General features: G+C 54.2%; 15 protein-coding genes. 12 read left to right on the top strand and 3 right to left on the bottom strand.

Translation table 11 applies throughout. The features are described 5' to 3' along the window. Window positions 1–5 precede the first annotated feature (5 nt). Window positions 6–1,094 (bottom strand): pyridoxal-phosphate-dependent aminotransferase family protein, encoded by a 1,089-nt coding sequence (locus G0Q06_RS11685; protein WP_163966166.1) that lies wholly within the window; start codon window positions 1,092–1,094, stop codon window positions 6–8. A 185-nt stretch (window positions 1,095–1,279) separates the two neighbouring features. Between G0Q06_RS11685 and G0Q06_RS11680 the strand changes: the two genes are divergently transcribed. Then, a complete protein-coding gene (locus G0Q06_RS11680) occupies window positions 1,280–2,497 on the top strand; it encodes a DUF1015 domain-containing protein (RefSeq protein WP_163966163.1) in 1,218 nt (405 codons plus the stop codon). Window positions 2,498–2,504: 7 nt separating this feature from the next. Here G0Q06_RS11680 and G0Q06_RS11675 read toward each other — a convergent pair whose 3' ends face one another. Together G0Q06_RS11675 and G0Q06_RS11670 are read right to left on the bottom strand one after the other, a co-directional pair. Then, window positions 2,505–2,924, bottom strand: a complete 420-nt coding sequence (locus G0Q06_RS11675) for a secondary thiamine-phosphate synthase enzyme YjbQ (protein WP_163966161.1) — start codon at window positions 2,922–2,924, stop codon at window positions 2,505–2,507. Then, window positions 2,881–3,357 (bottom strand): thiol-disulfide oxidoreductase DCC family protein, encoded by a 477-nt coding sequence (locus tag G0Q06_RS11670; RefSeq protein ID WP_238710776.1) that lies wholly within the window; start codon window positions 3,355–3,357, stop codon window positions 2,881–2,883. The genes G0Q06_RS11675 and G0Q06_RS11670 overlap by 44 nt, the downstream gene beginning before the upstream one ends. Before the next feature lie 137 nt (window positions 3,358–3,494). On the opposite strand from G0Q06_RS11670, the gene metK reads away from it, so the two are divergent. The 11 genes from metK (at window position 3,495) to G0Q06_RS11615 (ending at window position 16,270) form a co-directional block, all read left to right on the top strand. Then, entirely contained in the window at window positions 3,495–4,658 is a 1,164-nt protein-coding gene (gene metK / locus G0Q06_RS11665; RefSeq protein ID WP_238710775.1) for a methionine adenosyltransferase, read from the top strand. Window positions 4,659–4,715: 57 nt separating this feature from the next. Next, window positions 4,716–6,140, top strand: a complete 1,425-nt coding sequence (gene ahcY / locus G0Q06_RS11660; protein WP_163966153.1) for an adenosylhomocysteinase — start codon at window positions 4,716–4,718, stop codon at window positions 6,138–6,140. Window positions 6,141–6,285: 145 nt separating this feature from the next. Then, window positions 6,286–6,951, top strand: coding sequence for a response regulator transcription factor (locus tag G0Q06_RS11655; RefSeq protein ID WP_163966151.1), 666 nt, complete (start codon window positions 6,286–6,288; stop codon window positions 6,949–6,951). A 37-nt stretch (window positions 6,952–6,988) separates the two neighbouring features. Continuing rightward, window positions 6,989–8,185, top strand: coding sequence for an amidohydrolase (locus G0Q06_RS11650; RefSeq protein ID WP_163966148.1), 1,197 nt, complete (start codon window positions 6,989–6,991; stop codon window positions 8,183–8,185). A gap of 24 nt (window positions 8,186–8,209) precedes the next feature. Beyond that, a complete protein-coding gene (locus tag G0Q06_RS11645; RefSeq protein ID WP_338045132.1) occupies window positions 8,210–8,545 on the top strand; it encodes a YbaB/EbfC family nucleoid-associated protein in 336 nt (111 codons plus the stop codon). 19 nt (window positions 8,546–8,564) lie between these two features. Next, on the top strand, window positions 8,565–9,161 hold the full coding sequence (gene recR, locus G0Q06_RS11640; protein WP_163966143.1) for a recombination mediator RecR: 597 nt from the start codon (window positions 8,565–8,567) through the stop codon (window positions 9,159–9,161). Window positions 9,162–9,228: 67 nt separating this feature from the next. After that, window positions 9,229–9,843: a hypothetical protein gene (locus tag G0Q06_RS11635; protein ID WP_163966140.1), complete on the top strand. Its 615-nt coding sequence runs from the start codon at window positions 9,229–9,231 to the stop codon at window positions 9,841–9,843. Window positions 9,844–9,848: 5 nt separating this feature from the next. Continuing rightward, entirely contained in the window at window positions 9,849–11,042 is a 1,194-nt protein-coding gene (locus tag G0Q06_RS11630) for a cytochrome c biogenesis ResB family protein (RefSeq protein ID WP_163966139.1), read from the top strand. Beyond that, on the top strand, window positions 11,042–12,838 hold the full coding sequence (locus G0Q06_RS11625) for a cytochrome c biogenesis protein (protein WP_163966136.1): 1,797 nt from the start codon (window positions 11,042–11,044) through the stop codon (window positions 12,836–12,838). The genes G0Q06_RS11630 and G0Q06_RS11625 overlap by 1 nt, the downstream gene beginning before the upstream one ends. Before the next feature lie 4 nt (window positions 12,839–12,842). Then, window positions 12,843–14,021 (top strand): helix-turn-helix domain-containing protein, encoded by a 1,179-nt coding sequence (locus G0Q06_RS11620; RefSeq protein ID WP_163966122.1) that lies wholly within the window; start codon window positions 12,843–12,845, stop codon window positions 14,019–14,021. A 146-nt stretch (window positions 14,022–14,167) separates the two neighbouring features. Continuing rightward, window positions 14,168–16,270 (top strand): cytochrome c3 family protein, encoded by a 2,103-nt coding sequence (locus tag G0Q06_RS11615; protein ID WP_163966119.1) that lies wholly within the window; start codon window positions 14,168–14,170, stop codon window positions 16,268–16,270. Window positions 16,271–16,284 lie beyond the last annotated feature (14 nt).

The following is a 16,284-nucleotide window of genomic DNA, read 5'->3' as shown; positions in this document are numbered from 1 at the left end:
GGAAATTAAGAGCGTGTGAAGCTGAGGGCCTCAAGGGAGGCGTCAAGGTTTGTCAACAATTCGGAAATTGTTTCATCCGTCTCGTCTCCCATGTTGGAGATGCGGAAGGTCTTGCCCTTGATCTTTCCATATCCGCCATCGATCACACATTTGTAATGAGTCTTCAGGTGGGCATTCAGGGCGGGCAAGTCCCAATCGTACCTGTTTTTAATGCAGGACAACGACTTGGAAGCATGGCTGCGCGGCGGCAGGGTTTCGAGCCCGTATTTGTCCATCCAGCCGTGAACGAGCTTGTTGAGGCGCTCGTGGCGGGCATAGCGCGCCTCCAGCCCTTCAGCAAAAATATCCTCCAGTTTTGAGCGAAGCGCAAAAATGAGCGGGATGACCGGGGTGGAGGGGGTCATGCCCTTTTCGTGGTTCTTGTGGAATTCCAGAAAGTCGAAATAATAGCCGCGATCGGGCATGGTGGCGGCGCGTTGTCGGGCCCGCTCAGAGACACTCAGGAGCGCCAGTCCAGGTGGCATGGCGAGTGCCTTCTGGCTGCCGGTGAGGAGGACATCAATCCCCAATGCGTCCTTGTCGATCTTCACCGCGGAGAATGAGCTGACGCTGTCGACCACGGCAATGACATCGGGGAATTCACGGATCACTGCCATGATTTCGGCGATCGGATTCATGGTTCCCGTCGAGGTCTCGTTGTGGATCAAGGTGATCGTATCAAATTCGCCGGTGGACAGCTTCTGGCGGATATCGGCCGGATCGACCGGGGTGCCCCAATCGTATTGGAGGGCTTCAGCGTTTTTCCCACAGCGCTTGGAGACATCGAGCCATTTGTCGGAAAAGGCGCCCGAACAGACATTGAGGACCTTTTTATGAACAAGGTTGCGGATGGCGCCTTCCATAACGCCCCAAGCTGAGCTTGTTGACAAATATACCGGATCCTTCGTGTAGAAGAGCTCCTGCAAGCCCGGCTGAACAGACTGGTAGAGCTCGACGAAATCGGGGCTTCGGTGTCCGAAGACCGGCGTTGTCATGGCCTTGTAGGTCTTTTCAGAAACCTCAATTGGGCCGGGAATAAAAAGTTTATAGGACATTTTGCTCAATGCGTGATGTTTTGGTCGGTCTGTCGAATTGACGAATTGCCTGTAAAGAGGGCAGATGCAAACCCGTCAAGGAACTTTGCCGAAAACCGTGGCCCGATCTCCGATCAATGGGGGCTTCCGAACTTTTTCCATCAAATCCTTGCCCCTGTGTTCCGCATCTGTTCTCACCATATCCCATGCGAATTCGATCTTTTCAGGGCCTTCGCCCCTCATCTGACTCCGTCAACAAGCTTGTCTCACTTCCCTACGACGTCGTGAGCACGGAAGAGGCCCGTGCCCTGGCGGCCGGGAATCCCGTGAGCATGCTGCATGTCGTGCGTGCGGAAATTGATTTTCCAGAAGGAACCGATCCGTACTCGGATGAAGTATACGGTAAGGCGGTGGCAAACTTCCTCCGGCTGCAGGCCGAGGGCCACCTTGTCCGCGAGTCTGGTCCCAGTGTCTATGTTTATCAGCAGCAAATGGGTGACCACACCCAGCAGGGGATCGTCGCTTTGTCCCACGTTGATGATTATGAAAAGGACCTCATCAAGAAGCATGAGAAAACCCGGGTGGCCAAGGAGAACGATCGCACCCGGTTGACCTCCGAGATGAGCGCCAATACGGGACCGGTATTTCTGACCTACAACGAAGTCCCCGAGCTGACCCGGCTGATGCAAGAGGCCTCGGGCGGCACACCCCTTTACGATCTTGTTGCTGATGATGGCATTCGCCACACCGTCTGGAAAATCGAAGGAGGAGAGGCTGTCATGTCGGCCTTCACCGATGTTCCCTGCACCTATGTTGCCGATGGCCACCACCGCGCGGCCTCTGCCGCCCGTGTGGGCAAGGAGCGGCAGGATGCCAACCCCAACCACACCGGCGAAGAGGATTACAATTGGTTCCTGACGGTCCTGTTCCCGGGCAACCAGCTCAAGATCCTGCCCTACAACCGGATTGTCCATACACTTAACGGGTTGAGCGCGGCGGATTGCCTGGAACGCATCAACAAGGTTTCTTCCGTCTGTGAAGCGGATACCGATACGCCGAAGGAAGTGGGCGATGTGCGATTCTATCTCGATGGGAAATGGTACCGTATCGAGCTTAGCCCGGAAGAGGGGGCGGACCCGGTCAGCAAACTCGATGTGAGCATGTTGCAGGACCGCATCCTTAGCCCGATTCTGGGAATTGATGACCCGCGGACCAGCGACGATATCGATTTTGTCGGAGGAATCCGCGGCACGGCTTACCTGAAGGAGCAGGTGGATGCGGGAAAGGGAGCGATTGCCTTTTCAATGTATCCGGTGAGTGTCGAACAGTTGATGGAGATTGCCGATGCCGGCCAGATCATGGCTCCGAAAAGTACCTGGTTTGAGCCGAAGCTGCGGAGCGGTTTTTTCGTGCACACTTTTTAGGAGCCTCTCAGTGGCCCATCAGGGTCATTTTCAAGCTTCGGGAGTGCGGCGCTGAGCGGTGCTCCCAGAGAAAGCACCCTTGCCAAGTGCCAAGAGCCAGCTTGCCACCGGAAAAGGGGATAGATTCCGATGTTCGGGTCAGGGCCATCTTGATGTGACTGGGCATATCGTCGGGCCCTTCATGGGTGTGCGTGAAAAGACGGTCCTTTTCCGGAACAAGGCGTTCCAGCCAGGCTTCGAGATCCCTGCGCGCACTTGGATCAGCGTTTTCCATGATGACGAGACTGCAGCTCGTGTGGCAGCAGAACACGGTCATCATGCCGTCCTTCAGTCCTGATTCGGCAAGCATGGCCTCCAGATCGGAACTGAGTTCATAGGTGCCTTTACCGGTTGTCCGGAGCTGTATTGTCTTCTGGCAGATCTCCATCCTGCGCACTTTTGTAAACAGGATCGGATAAATCGAGGAATTTACGCCGGTAATCCTCACTCGGTAGCCAGCATTTTTCTTTCTTCCCAAATAAATCATGCCGCCGTTCGGCAATGAAGGTATAGGCCCCATCCCGGATTCGCGGCGGGAGCTTCCCAATGAATCGTCCTCCATGCCATATGCCTGGCAGAATTTCCGCTATGGAAATGATGGCCTCCGATTGGGCATGCAAATATTGCCCGTCCCAGACGAGAACGCTGTCCATTGCCGGCTGGTCCAGCCCGTTCCGCTCGAAAAAGCGACTGCTCCAATCGCTCTGGAGGCTGGCAAAGCGCAAGTGGTCCTTCGCATCACGATCCAGCAGGAATTTTATCCAACCGACGCAAAATGGGCACTGACCATCGTAAAATACTATCCGCAAACCGCTCTCCATCCTCTATTCCTAGCGGACAGTTGCCGGGTTTTCAAGTTCTTGATGGATATACGCATCATATAATCAGGATAACATGATGTTTTGACTTGCGCAGCGTTCGAAGCTGGGCACAGTTCTCAATTACTATGGGATTAACAATGAAGTTCAGTTCAGAGTCAGTCGGGGAGGGTCATCCCGACAAAGTAGCGGATTATATTTCGGACAGCATCCTCGATGCCTGTCTGGAACAGGATCCTAAAAGCCGGGTTGCCTGCGAGACTTTGGTCAAGAGCAACATGGTAACGGTGGCCGGTGAAATCACCACCGAGGCAAAGTTTGATTATAACGCGGTCATCCGGGAAGCGATCCGGGATATCGGGTACATTTCGCAGGACGATGATGAAGTTTTCCATGCGGATGATGTTTTCATCAATAATTACCTGACGCGCCAGAGTCCTGATATTGCGCAAGGCGTGAATGCGGCATCGGCCGAAGGAAAAGACACCGACGAGCAGGGTGCTGGCGACCAGGGGATCATGTTTGGGTATGCTTGTGATGAGACTCCCGAAATGATGCCGGCGGCCATTATGTTTGCCCATCGTATTCTTCGCAAACTGGCTGAGCTGCGTAAGGCGAAGGCTGTTGACTGGTTGCGTCCTGACGCGAAAAGCCAGGTGGCTATCTCCTACGAGGACGGCAAGATCACGCACATCGACAATGTTGTCGTCTCGACCCAGCACCGTGACACAGTCAATCACGATCAAATCAAGGATTACATTATTGAGGAAGTGATTAAGAAAGTGCTTCCCGCCGAGCTGCTGGGCGACAATACAGAATACTTTATCAATCCGACCGGAAATTTCGTCATTGGCGGCCCGGCCGGGGATGCCGGCCTGACCGGGCGTAAGATTATTGTCGATACCTATGGTGGCTGGGGCCGTCACGGTGGCGGTGCTTTCTCCGGAAAGGATCCTTCCAAGGTGGACCGGTCAGCAGCTTACATGTGCCGCTGGGTAGCCAAGAATGTTGTCGCTGCCGGACTGGCTGAGATTTGTGAACTTCAGGTTGCTTACGCCATCGGTTATCCCAACCCGACCTCCATCCATATTGAAACCTTCGATACGGGAAAACATCCTGACGCCGATATCATCGAGGCCATCAAGAAGGTTTTCCGCTTCAAGCCTGCTGAAATTATCAGCCAGCTGGACCTGCTCCGCCCGATTTATCGTGAAAGCACGCACTATGGTCATTTTGGCAAGGCGGGCATGCCGTGGGAGGAAGTCAACAAGGTGGACGCGTTGAAAGCGGCCATCAACGGCTAAGCGCGGAAACATCAGGATCCCCTTTCTTTAATCAGATACAAATTCGAAAGATTTATTATGAGTACACAGACACAAGAAGCCCTCAATTATAAGGTGGCCGATATCGGATTGGCCGACTTCGGGCGCAAGGAAATTTCCATCGCGGAACATGAAATGCCGGGCCTTATGGCCACACGGGAAAAATACGCCGCCTCGAAGCCTCTGGCCGGCGTGCGGATCATGGGCTCCCTGCACATGACAATCCAGACAGCGGTGTTGATCGAGACCCTGCGTGATCTCGGTGCCGATATCCGCTGGTGCTCATGTAACATTTTCTCCACCCAGGACCACGCTGCCGCAGCTATCGCCGCCCTCGGGGTTCCGGTCTTTGCCTGGAAAGGTGAGACATTGGAAGAATACTGGTGGTGCACTTATCAAGCGCTGACCTGGCCGGACGGAAAGGGCCCGCAGCTGATCGTTGACGACGGCGGTGATGCGACCCTGCTCATCCACAAGGGATATGAGCTGGAAGACGGTAGTGATTGGATCGATACAGAATCCGAGAGTGAGGAAGAAGCCGTCATCAAGCATTTGCTGCGCAAGGTCAAGTCGGAGGATCCGATTCACTGGCATAACGTGGTCGAGGACTGGAAAGGGGTTTCCGAGGAAACAACCACCGGTGTCCATCGCCTTTATGAAATGCAGAACAGTGGCAAGCTGCTTGTCCCGGCAATCAATGTGAATGATTCTGTCACCAAGAGTAAGTTCGATAACCTTTACGGTTGCCGGGAAAGCCTCGTCGACGGAATCAAGCGCGCCACCGATGTCATGATTTCCGGCAAGGTTGCCGTTGTCTGTGGCTACGGCGATGTTGGCAAGGGCTGTGCCGCAGCCTTGAAGGCCCAGGGTGCCCAGGTTGTTGTTACGGAAGTTGACCCGATCTGCGCCTTGCAGGCCGCCATGGAGGGATTCCGCGTCCTTACAATCGAGGACACTCTCGGCTGGGGTAATATCTACGTTACCACCACAGGTAATAAGGATATCATTACAATGGACCACATGCAGAAAATGGCCGATCAGGCGATTGTCTGTAATATCGGCCACTTCGATAACGAGATCCAGGTCGACAAGATGAAACAGATCCCGGGTGTCGAGCATATCAATATCAAGCCGCAGGTCGATCAGTACCGCTTCCCGGCAGGTAATTCCATTTACCTGCTCGCCGAAGGCCGGTTGGTCAATTTGGGGTGTGCCACGGGTCACCCGAGCTTCGTCATGTCCAACAGCTTTACCAATCAGGTGCTGGCGCAGGTGGAGCTTTGGAAGAACCTCGAAAAGTACACTCCGGGTGTCTACATTCTGCCAAAGCATCTCGATGAGGAAGTGGCTCGCCTGCACCTTGAAAAGATCGGTGCCAAGCTGACCAAGCTCAGCCCCGAACAGGCCAGCTACATCGGCGTCAAGCCCGAGGGCCCCTACAAGAGCGAGCATTACCGCTACTAGTCGGAATCTTGCGTTGGAGTCCCGCGTTCAGGCGGTCTTAATCTTGCGTTGGAGTTCCGCCTTCGGGCGGTCCACACCCACCTACCTGAATTCAGGTAGAGATTTTTCTTGATCCGCCTCCAATGAGGCTAATCTAAAATACGTTATGAGTATAAAGAACGTATTGGTGGTGGAGGACGAGCTAATGTTCCGTGAGTTTCTGGTCGGTTGGCTTGTGCGTGAAGGCTACACGGTGGTGGGTGAGGCGGCTTGCCTGGAAGAGGCGGAGCGAATGAGCAAGGAGCTGCCGATGGATCTGGTCTTGCTGGACATGGACCTTCCGGACGGCCACGGAATGGACTATGTGGAGCGGCAGATGATGCGCCAGCCAACGACGCGCATCCTTGTCCTGACGGCGCACATGGGGAACTATCCCGTGACGAAGCTCAAGCGCAGCGGGGTGATGGGCGTCCTCGACAAGGGATCAACCTGCGGGGAGGAACTCCGGCGTGCTTTCGAGGCGGTGGAGTCGTGGCGAACCTACTACACGGACCGTGTAGAGCGGACCTTCCGGAAGGTGATTTGCGAGGGGAAGGCCTTCTATAAAACCCTGTCTCCCCGTGAGGAGGAACTGGTGAAAGCCTTCGGTCTGGGCGAAAACAATGAGGCGATCGCAACAAGACTTGGGTTATCGGTGGCCACGATACAGGGCCATCGCCGTAATGTGATGGCAAAGGCTGGCGTCAGGAGTACTCCTGAGCTGATTATCTGGTCAATCCGCAACGGCTTTGTCACGGGCCCGCAGATTGAGCGCCGGCAGATGCAGGAATAGATTGCATGGGGAAGCCTTCCCGTCTACGCAGGCAATAGTGGATACTATAGCAGCAGAGATTAATGCCATTGTGGATGAGGTAAGGGCGCTGAGGCATGATCTACACCGGCACCCCGAGCTTGCGTACGAGGAGCATGAAACGGTCGCGAGGGTGAAGGCCTTTATGGGCAGCCTGACCGGTGCGGAAATCCAGACCGGAATAGGCGGAACGGGCATGACCGTTCTTTTCGGCAAGGAAATCGAGGGCCCTTGCGTAGCTTTGCGTGCGGACATGGACGCCCTTGCGATGGAGGAAGAGAGCGGTGTGGAATGGTCATCAACCGTTCCGGGTAAAATGCATGCCTGTGGACACGACGGGCATACCGCGATGTTGGCGGGTGCGGCCCGCATCCTCTCTCGCCATGTAGACTCGTTACAGGGACCGGTTAAGTTGATTTTTCAGCCAGCAGAGGAAGGTGGCGCCGGTGGGCTTGCGATGTGCGAGGCAGGCGTCCTGAAGGATCCGGCTGTGTCCGCCATTTTCGGGCTTCATAACAATTTGCCGGATCCATCCATGAAAATTGGGTCACTTGCCTACACTTCCGGTGCGGCCATGGCTGGTACGGGGACCTTTGATATCGAAGTGTTGAGTTCGGGCGGGCATGCGGCCTTTCCACATCGCTGCGTTGATCCGGTATACGTGGGGGCCTGCATTGTTGAGCAGCTCCATGGAATCGTTTCCCGCATGATTGACCCGATCAAATCCGCGGTGATTACGGTGACCCGCTTCGAGGCTGGATCCGCTTACAACATTATTCCCTCAAAGGCGGTTTTGCGCGGTACCTTTCGGGCGCTTGACAGGACCATTCTCGAAATGCTCCAGGAGACTATCACGAAGCGGGCGACGGAAGTGGCTCGTGCGCACGGGGCCGAGGTAAGGATTCGCTGTGAGCTTGGATATCCCGTCCTTGTGAATGATGCCAAAGCGGAAGACACCTTCCGCAGAGTCCTTGCAGAGCTTGGACAAGCCGACCGCATGGTCGAGGTCCAGCCGAACATGGGCGGGGAGGACTTTGCTTATTTTGCCCGTCAGGTCCCGGGCTTTTTCTATTTCCTTCCGGCTTGTCCGGTGGATCAGGACAGCGTGCATGGCTGTCATCATCCGTCCTTCGATTTTAATGATGATCTTCTCGCGGACGGGATACGCCTGCACGTGGAGACCGCTTTGCAGTTTGCCCGTCTTTGGAAGACCTGAGGCGGACTTGACTTTCGAGGCGGTATGGAGAACCTTGCCGGTCTTATGGCAGGACTAGGCAAAATGATGAAACAGATGGCCAAGATGCAGAAGAAAATGACCGCTCTGCAGGAAGAATTGGCCCAACAGGATCTTGAAGTATCCAGTGGTGGAGGTGCCGTTACGGTAACGGTATCGCTCCAGTCGGAAGTAAAAGGCATCAAGCTGGATCCGGAATTCCTGAAAGAGGACGTTGGTTTCGTGCAGGAAACCATTCTTGAGGCAGTCCAAGATGCCCTGAAGCAGGCTGGCGCGAAAAGTGAGGAAGCCATGCAGGCGGTCACTTCGGAATTCCAGGTGCCCGGCATGGGCGGCATGTAATGAACCACAGCTTTACCCGATGCTGAGTGCCTTTGAGCGATTGCAGCAATCCCTGAAACGGCTGCCCGGCCTCGGATATCGCTCGGCAGAGCGCCTCGCCCTGCATTTGCTGGTTGAAAAACCAGAGTCCGGGACGGAGTTGATTGAACTGCTCAAGGAAGCAGTGAATTCAGTCCATGCTTGCCCAGCTTGCGGCAATTTGTGCGAGGGCGAGCGTTGTGATATCTGCTCGGACACCTCCCGTAATCCGGACCTCCTGTGTGTTGTAGAGACGGTTCCCGACTTGCGGTCGATGGAACGGGCAGGCGCTTACCGCGGCCGGTATCATGTCCTCCAAGGGAAACTTTCCCCGATTCACGGGGTCGGCCCAGAGCACCTCAACCTTGAATCGTTGAAGTCGCGCCTTGAAGCGGACGGCTTCAAGGAAGTCATTCTGGCCCTCTCGAACGATATTGAAGGGGAGGCCACATGCCACTACCTGCAGGAGGAGATTTTCTCGCCGCTACAGATCCCGGTGAGCCGTATTGGCTTTGGATTGCCGAGTGGGGGAGGAATTCCCTACGCGGATGCCACCACATTGCGAAGTGCCCTCGATGGCCGTCGCAGTTACGACTGAGTGGAATCTGCTTCGGAAATTTCGGCTGATCTTGACTCGGCTTGAGGAGACTTTTTAACTCCCCCACATGTCCCCAAAATTATCGAAGTTACAAACCCTAATAATCATTCCTGCTTGCCTCGCCCTCCTGTCCGGTTGTGGCAAGAGCGAGCCTGAATTTGTGGTGGTCAAGAATGTCGAGACTCCGCCTGCAGAGGTGGAAGATCACAGCGGTCACAACCACGCGATGGATGAGGCACACGCGCATGCCGAAGCCGCACCGCAAGGATTGGGCTTTACCTTTTCCATCCCGGAAGACTGGACACAGCAACCGCCTTCCCAAATGAAACTGCTCTCCTTCAAGGCTGGAACGCCTCCCGAGTTGATGGCCGAGTGTGCCGTGAGCGCATTTCCGGGCGATGTGGGCGGCCGCCTTGCCAACATCAATCGCTGGCGCCGGCAAGTGGGCCTTGGACCCACGACCGAGGAAGTGGCGGATTCATTCGTCCAGGAACTGAAAATTTCGGGCATGGATGCCTGGCAGGTCGATTTCACTGGCCCCGGTGATCCGGCTGGTCGCGTGGTCGTCTCGGTTGTTTTTCACAACGAGCAAAGCTGGTTTTTCAAGCTCAGCGGGAATGAGGCTTCCGTGCGGGAGGAATTGGAATCCTACGGCACGTTTATTGATTCGGTTCAATTCTAAAGTCCATGTCTGCCATGTCTTTTCTTCGCAGCCTCGGTCGGACCCTTGGTTCGCTCAGGCTTACCGTTTATCTGCTAGCCTTCTCGGTCATCCTCGTCTTTTTCGGGACTTTGGACCAGGTAAGGATTGGCATTCGTGGTGCACAGGAAATCTACTTTGAGAGCCTTCTGGCCTTCTGGCAGTATCCTGAGTCCTGGCCTATGGGGGGATTTTTGAGCAAAATTCCGCTGCCTGTGCCGGGTGGCTATCTCATCGGTCCCTTACTTGCCCTCAATCTGGTCTTCTCCCATATCCGGCACTTCCGCCTCCGCTGGAATATCGCCGGGATCTCCCTTATTCACGCGGGTGTCCTGATGTTGCTCATCGGGCAATTGGTGACCAACCTCACGCAGGAGGAATCCTACATGTGGTTGGACGAAGGCGACCAGGCGAATTTTCTCCGCAGCTTCCATAAGGATGAGCTGTATCTCTCGCAGAACAATCCTGATGGCACCTTGGCCGTCTTCTCATTCCCTTTCGAAGATCTGGAAGCCGGCCAGTTGATTGATCCTATCAATTTTCCGGTGCAGATTTCGGTTAAGGAAGTCTTCCGAAATGCGGAGATCAAGAGTGGCGAGACGGGGCAGGGGATGTCCCCGACCGGCGTCAACCAAGGCATCGGGGCGCAATTTAATCTGTTCGTGAAGGAAATACCATCCTTCAACAGCAGCGACCAGCGGGATGTGCGCACAGCTGTGGTCGAGCTCCTGGACGACGGGCAGAGCCTCGGGACCTATCTCGTCTCGAACGTATTCGAGGAACGGTTTCCCGGGCAAACGGCCTCGGTCGATGGATCAAATATCGAGGTGGGCCTGCGCTTCAAGAAAACTTATCTTCCATTCACAATCACCCTGCTGGATTTCAAGCACGACCGGTATCCGGGAACGAATATTCCCATGAATTTTTCGAGCAAGGTGCGTGTGGAGCATCCTGGAAAGGGAGAGGATCAGGAAGTGACAGTTTTCATGAACAATCCGCTTCGCTACGAGGGGCTGACATTTTATCAGGCCTCCTTCGCAAAACAGGACACGGCCTCCATGTTTCAGGTCGTGCGTAACCCGGGTCGACTCTTGCCCTACATCGCCTGTATTCTTGTTTCAATTGGTCTGCTTTACCAGTTTGGCTGGGTTGCCTACCGTTCCATCAGGAGGGCTGCATAATGAAACGCGTTTTCCCTGTCATATTCTGGTTGATCGCTCTTTCGCTGGTCTGGCCTGTTTTTAAACCCCTTGTGCGCAAGGCGGATTCTCCCGAGGCGAGTCTCGGGCAGATGAGTGTCCTTGAGGGCGGGCGGGTCAAACCGCTTGATTCGGTGGCCCGGTCGACGCTTCTGCTTTTCCGTGGCAAGCAATCCATCCGCACTGAATCGGGTAAAGTCACTGCGACGGAGTGGTTCACCGATCTTCTTTTGAATCGTGACGCTGTGGCGGATATGCCCGTTTTCCGTATTGATCATCCCAATATTCTCGGAATGTTCGGCCTCGAGGCTGGAACCAAGAAGTATTTCAGCTATGCCGAGCTTGAGCCGTATCTTTCCAGAATCCAGGAGCAGGCCCGGCAGGTCAGTGAGAATTCGGATCTGCGCGGTCCCTATGAAAAGGCCATCAATCAGCTCTTTGGGAACCTGATGCAATATCAGCTTCTGAGCCAGACGGTCTATCCGCTACGATTGCGGGACAGCTTGCCAGTATTCTATAATGCGGTGGCTGGGAGTATTCTTGAATCTCGCATGTTGATGGGAGGGGATTCCCCCGTCATACCGGATCCTGCCAAATCTCGGCTGATGCGTATCCACATGCAGCAACTTGACTTCATGGGGCGTACGCCGCTTTTCCTGTTGTTCCATGACGGAGATTGGATAAAGCCCTCCGAATTGCTTCAAAGTGCCGTTGGTGAAGCAGGCGTTTTACCGGATCAGTTAACGGCCTTGGCCAGCGCGGCAGATGCCCGCCAGAATGGGGATGAGTCGGCCTTTGCGGAAGCAGTGGCCCAACTCACTTCCTTTGGCCCCGATCAAGTAGACGCAAATCCGGGGGTTGAATATTACTTCAACCAAAGCCAGCCATTTATTGTCTCGCTGGGGCTGTATGTCTTTGTTGCGCTTCTGGTCTTCCTTGGCTGGCAGTTCTCAATGAGTCTGTTTCTTCCCTCGGCCTATGGGATTCTTCTCCTCGGGTTGGTCATTCATACCGTGGGATTAATCCTTCGCGTGATCATTACTGGCTATGCCCCAGTGACCAACCTCTATTCCTCGGCTGTCTTCACAGGCTGGGTCGCGGTCTTGCTCAGTGTCGGCTTTGAATATTTCCAGAGAAAGGGCGTTGGCTCACTGGCTGCGGCGACCGTCGGCTTTCTAACCCTTCTGGTTGCCCATCACCTCTCCGACAGCGGGGATACGATGGAAAAGATGCGGGCCGTTTTGAATTCCAATTTCTGGCTCAGCACGCATGTCATTACAATCGTCATGGGCTACGGGGCCACTTTCCTGGCCGGTTTTCTTGGGTTAATCTATATCCTGTACGGTTGGTTCCGGCGAGGGCTCGATAAGGAAATGCAAAAGTCCTTTCACCGGATGATCTTTGGGGCTATCTGCTTCTCCCTCCTTTTCAGTTTCATCGGGACTGTCTTGGGCGGGATTTGGGCTGACCAATCCTGGGGCCGCTTCTGGGGCTGGGATCCAAAGGAGAATGGCGCCCTTATGTTGGTCCTTTGGACGACCATGATCATTCATGGATTACGGTGTGGCATGTTCAAGACGCGTGGTTTGGTCAATCTGGCCATCGGCGGTAACATGATCACGGCCTGGTCCTGGTTCGGGACCAATATGCTCGGAGTCGGGCTTCATTCATACGGTTTCATGGACAGCGCGTTTTTCTGGCTGGTCATCTTCTGGTTGTCGCAGTTATTATTCATCGGTGTTGAATGGTTGATTCCCGTTCGCGTGAAGAAAATTTGATTTTATGAGCAAGGGCTTTTCCAGTTTTACTCCGGAATCCTCCGCAAGTGAGGACCTGAAGCCCATGCTCAACGGGACTTTTAACCCGGGATTTTTTCATTATCTGCAAAATCTTTACCGGGCCAAAACGGGCTATAATCTTGTTCTTTCCGATGTAAACGGGAGCATCCAGATGGGGCTTCCCGATTGCGACAAGTTTCCCTGTATGCGGACTTGTCGGGAATGCCGGGAAAGGATTGTCAGTGAGGCCTTGAGGACCGGCAAAGTCTGTGTGGATGCCTGCCATGAGGGCTATATCCTCTGGGGACTGCCCTTCAGTGTCGACGGCGTCATCCGTGGTGGCCTCATTGTTATTGGGGGTGAACAGGACCTTCATCAGGAGAATAATCGCTTCAAGGCCGCCTGCCGCGAGCTTTACCGACTCATGCATGAACACCAATTGTTGTCAGATTCACACGATATCCATGAGAGTAATTTTCAGGATGTTCACCGCTTTGTTTTCAGGAACCAGTTCAATGAATTGAGTGAGAAACTTGGGGAATACGGTACACCCTTTATCCGCTGTCTTAAAAATGCTGAGTTTGAAGAGGCCGAAAAGCATTTTGAGAAGATTCGCGATGCGTTTCGCAATAATGCCGACCTGCCGCTGGACCTGATACGCGGCCTTGTCGGCGATCTGGTCTTCCAGGCACGTCAACAGTTTATTGGAGCAGGCATGGACGCTTATGCCTGTTCCTCCGAAGCGGGTACCCTGATTGAATCGATTTCCAAAGCCCGCACGTCCCAGCAGATCGAAGCTATCCTCGAAGGCTTCCTCAAGCGCTTCGTCCTCCTTTCCAAACAAAAGTCCAAGGATCCGGACGATCACCTGATTGAGAAGGCAACCACATACCTGGAAAAGCACATTCGGGATGAATTAACCCGAGAATCCGTGGCCAAGGCAGTCGGAATCAGCCCCAGCCACTTCTCGCGCCTGATCCGGGAGAAAAAGGGTCGTACCTTTACCGATTTGCTTAACCAGTACCGCATTGAGCGGGCCTGCAGCCTGCTTGTCCGCTCCTCCCACAGCTTGGCTCAAATTGCCAGTGAGACGGGATTCTGCGACCAGAGCTACTTTTCCAAGGTTTTTCGCCGTTACAAGGATGTGACTCCCGCGAAATATCGGGAAACACATATTCTCTAGATTCAGTGGAAGAGCTCCCCTGTGAGGGGCTGAGTGTTAAAAAAATACCAAAGCTGAGCACCTAAGCTCGCTACGAAGCTATTCGATTTGGTTATAATGCACATGCATTTAATTAAATCCTATAATAGCTCCAAAAGGTAAAACTCATGAATAAGCTGATCCAGACCATTAAACTGCAGGCGACCTGTCTTTCCGTCATCGCCGCCTTGTTTTTGTTAGCAGGCACCACCACTGCCGAAGCACAGAAAATTGGTGCACGGCCCCTGACCCCACAGGAAATCCATGATTATGGCCTTCCTGAGGGAACCATCTCTTCAGGCGGACTCATGACCGTCGGGATTGGTGAACCAGTTTACCTGGAAGCACAGGTGCCGAAGGGCACGGTGACCAGCGGAGTAGTCTGGAGCCTTGAATCAACTCCTTCAACGGCCTCAACAGCCATAATTATGAATTCCCCGCTTCCCGGAGAAATGCCAATCTATTCGGTGGGTGACCGTGAAATTCTGGATGTCGCCGGCCGGGCGCTTCTGGTGCCGGATGTGGAAGGTGTCTACATGGTAAAGGCCGTTATCTCGACCACCGATGGTCCGATCGCCCTCGAAGCCCAAGTGACCGGCGCCCTCTATGTCGGTGTTGGCACAATGGACTTTTCCTCCCCGACTTACCCGCAATGTGCGCTTTGCCACCCGGGTCAAGCTGTCGATTATATGGCTACTGGCCACGCTTCGATGTTCGAGCTGGCAATCGACGGGCTGAAGAGCTCGCACTACAACGAAAACTGCATTGATTGCCATGTTCTGGGCAAGGGCCCCGGTGACATGAATGGCAGCTTCTTTGATGTTGCCAATCAGGTTGGCTGGACATTCCCGGAAGTGCTTGAGCCGGGCAACTGGGCGAGCATGCCGGACGAGCTTCAGGCGATGGCCAACATCCAATGTGAGCATTGCCATGGAGCTGGCAGTGAGCACCACGGTATTAAAAGCACAATTTCTGTCAGCCTGAGTTCAGGCGACTGCGCGCAGTGTCACGACGAGGAACCTTATCACAATCGTAACCGCCAGTGGGACCTTTCAGGTCATGCGGTTGCCACACGCTACCCGACTGGCCCTGGCCGCGGATCCTGTGTCGAGTGTCACAGTGGAATCGGTTTCATTGAGGAGATGGACGGTGTTGCTGAAAAGAGCACTGATTACGAGGCGATCACTTGTGCGGCCTGTCATGATCCGCATAGCGCTGAGAATGAACACCAGGTCCGGACCATGGCCGATATTGAATTGAATAACGGACACGTTGTGACAGAAGGTGGAACCGGCAAACTATGTATGAATTGCCACAAGGGCCGCCGCAACGCAGTCGAGTATGTGCAGGGTAACGTTTCCCGGCACTTTGGTCCGCACTATGGTGTTGCCGGTGACCTGTTCAATGGAACGAACGCTATCGATTACGGAAAGGTTCCCTCGAAGCCCTCCGGTCACCTCTATGCGTTGGAAAACAGTTGTGCCAGTTGCCACATGCAGTCTGTCTCTGGTGATGCGGCCAACATGGCTGGTGACCACACCTTCAAGATGGTGTGGGACAATGGTACTCCAGAAAACCATTCAGATGATGTCGACATGGTCGGTGCCTGCGTGGATTGCCACGGCAATGTCACGAGTTTCGATGATTTCACGGCTGACTTTGATTACGACGGACATGCTGGTCCCATCCAGGAAGAAATTCATCACCTTCTTGAGGCACTGGCGTTGAAGCTTCCGCCGTACGGCTCACCCCAGGTGGAACGTGATTCAGGTAAATACGATTACTCGGATGCTGAGAAGAAGGCTCTCTTCAATTACATGTGTGCCGAGGAAGACGGCAGTTTTGGGATGCATAACCCCAAGTATATCTCGGGTATCCTCCAGGCTTCCATCAATGACCTGTCTGATCCGTTCAACGCCGTCCTCAGCGGGGTCAATATCCCGGTCGGTGGTGAATGGTTCTACTCACAGTGGTTTGAGTTCTACGCCCCCACGCAGTGGGAAGGATGGGTCTACCACTACGAGCATGGCTACCTGAAGATTGAAGCCCGTGAGGATGGTAACATCTGGATCTACGATCTCAATACCAAGACCTGGCGCTACACAACGCCTGAGCTCTATCCGATCATGTATGTCCCGGCCGATGGCACATGGGTCTACTATGGTGGAAAGTATTCAGATGATCGTACATTCTACAACTTCGCCACTGGAAAGTGGAGCATGGCGAAATAAGGATTTGCACATTA

Source organism: Oceanipulchritudo coccoides (assembly GCF_010500615.1).
GTDB lineage: Bacteria > Verrucomicrobiota > Verrucomicrobiia > Opitutales > Oceanipulchritudinaceae > Oceanipulchritudo > Oceanipulchritudo coccoides.
Note: the sequence above shows the minus strand (reverse complement) of the source record. Positions and strands in the feature narration are given on the sequence as shown.

Coding starts and splice junctions, on each gene's coding strand:
- G0Q06_RS11655 (WP_163966151.1), top strand. CDS start 6,286: ATGAGTATAAAGAACGTATTGGTGGTGGAGGACGAGCTAATGTTCCGT.
- G0Q06_RS11625 (WP_163966136.1), top strand. CDS start 11,042: ATGAAACGCGTTTTCCCTGTCATATTCTGGTTGATCGCTCTTTCGCTG.
- G0Q06_RS11685 (WP_163966166.1), bottom strand. CDS start 1,094: ATGTCCTATAAACTTTTTATTCCCGGCCCAATTGAGGTTTCTGAAAAG.
- G0Q06_RS11615 (WP_163966119.1), top strand. CDS start 14,168: ATGAATAAGCTGATCCAGACCATTAAACTGCAGGCGACCTGTCTTTCC.
- recR (WP_163966143.1), top strand. CDS start 8,565: ATGCTGAGTGCCTTTGAGCGATTGCAGCAATCCCTGAAACGGCTGCCC.
- G0Q06_RS11645 (WP_338045132.1), top strand. CDS start 8,210: ATGGAGAACCTTGCCGGTCTTATGGCAGGACTAGGCAAAATGATGAAA.
- metK (WP_238710775.1), top strand. CDS start 3,495: ATGAAGTTCAGTTCAGAGTCAGTCGGGGAGGGTCATCCCGACAAAGTA.
- G0Q06_RS11680 (WP_163966163.1), top strand. CDS start 1,280: ATGCGAATTCGATCTTTTCAGGGCCTTCGCCCCTCATCTGACTCCGTC.
- G0Q06_RS11630 (WP_163966139.1), top strand. CDS start 9,849: ATGTCTGCCATGTCTTTTCTTCGCAGCCTCGGTCGGACCCTTGGTTCG.
- G0Q06_RS11635 (WP_163966140.1), top strand. CDS start 9,229: ATGTCCCCAAAATTATCGAAGTTACAAACCCTAATAATCATTCCTGCT.
- G0Q06_RS11670 (WP_238710776.1), bottom strand. CDS start 3,357: ATGGAGAGCGGTTTGCGGATAGTATTTTACGATGGTCAGTGCCCATTT.
- G0Q06_RS11675 (WP_163966161.1), bottom strand. CDS start 2,924: ATGGAGATCTGCCAGAAGACAATACAGCTCCGGACAACCGGTAAAGGC.
- G0Q06_RS11620 (WP_163966122.1), top strand. CDS start 12,843: ATGAGCAAGGGCTTTTCCAGTTTTACTCCGGAATCCTCCGCAAGTGAG.
- ahcY (WP_163966153.1), top strand. CDS start 4,716: ATGAGTACACAGACACAAGAAGCCCTCAATTATAAGGTGGCCGATATC.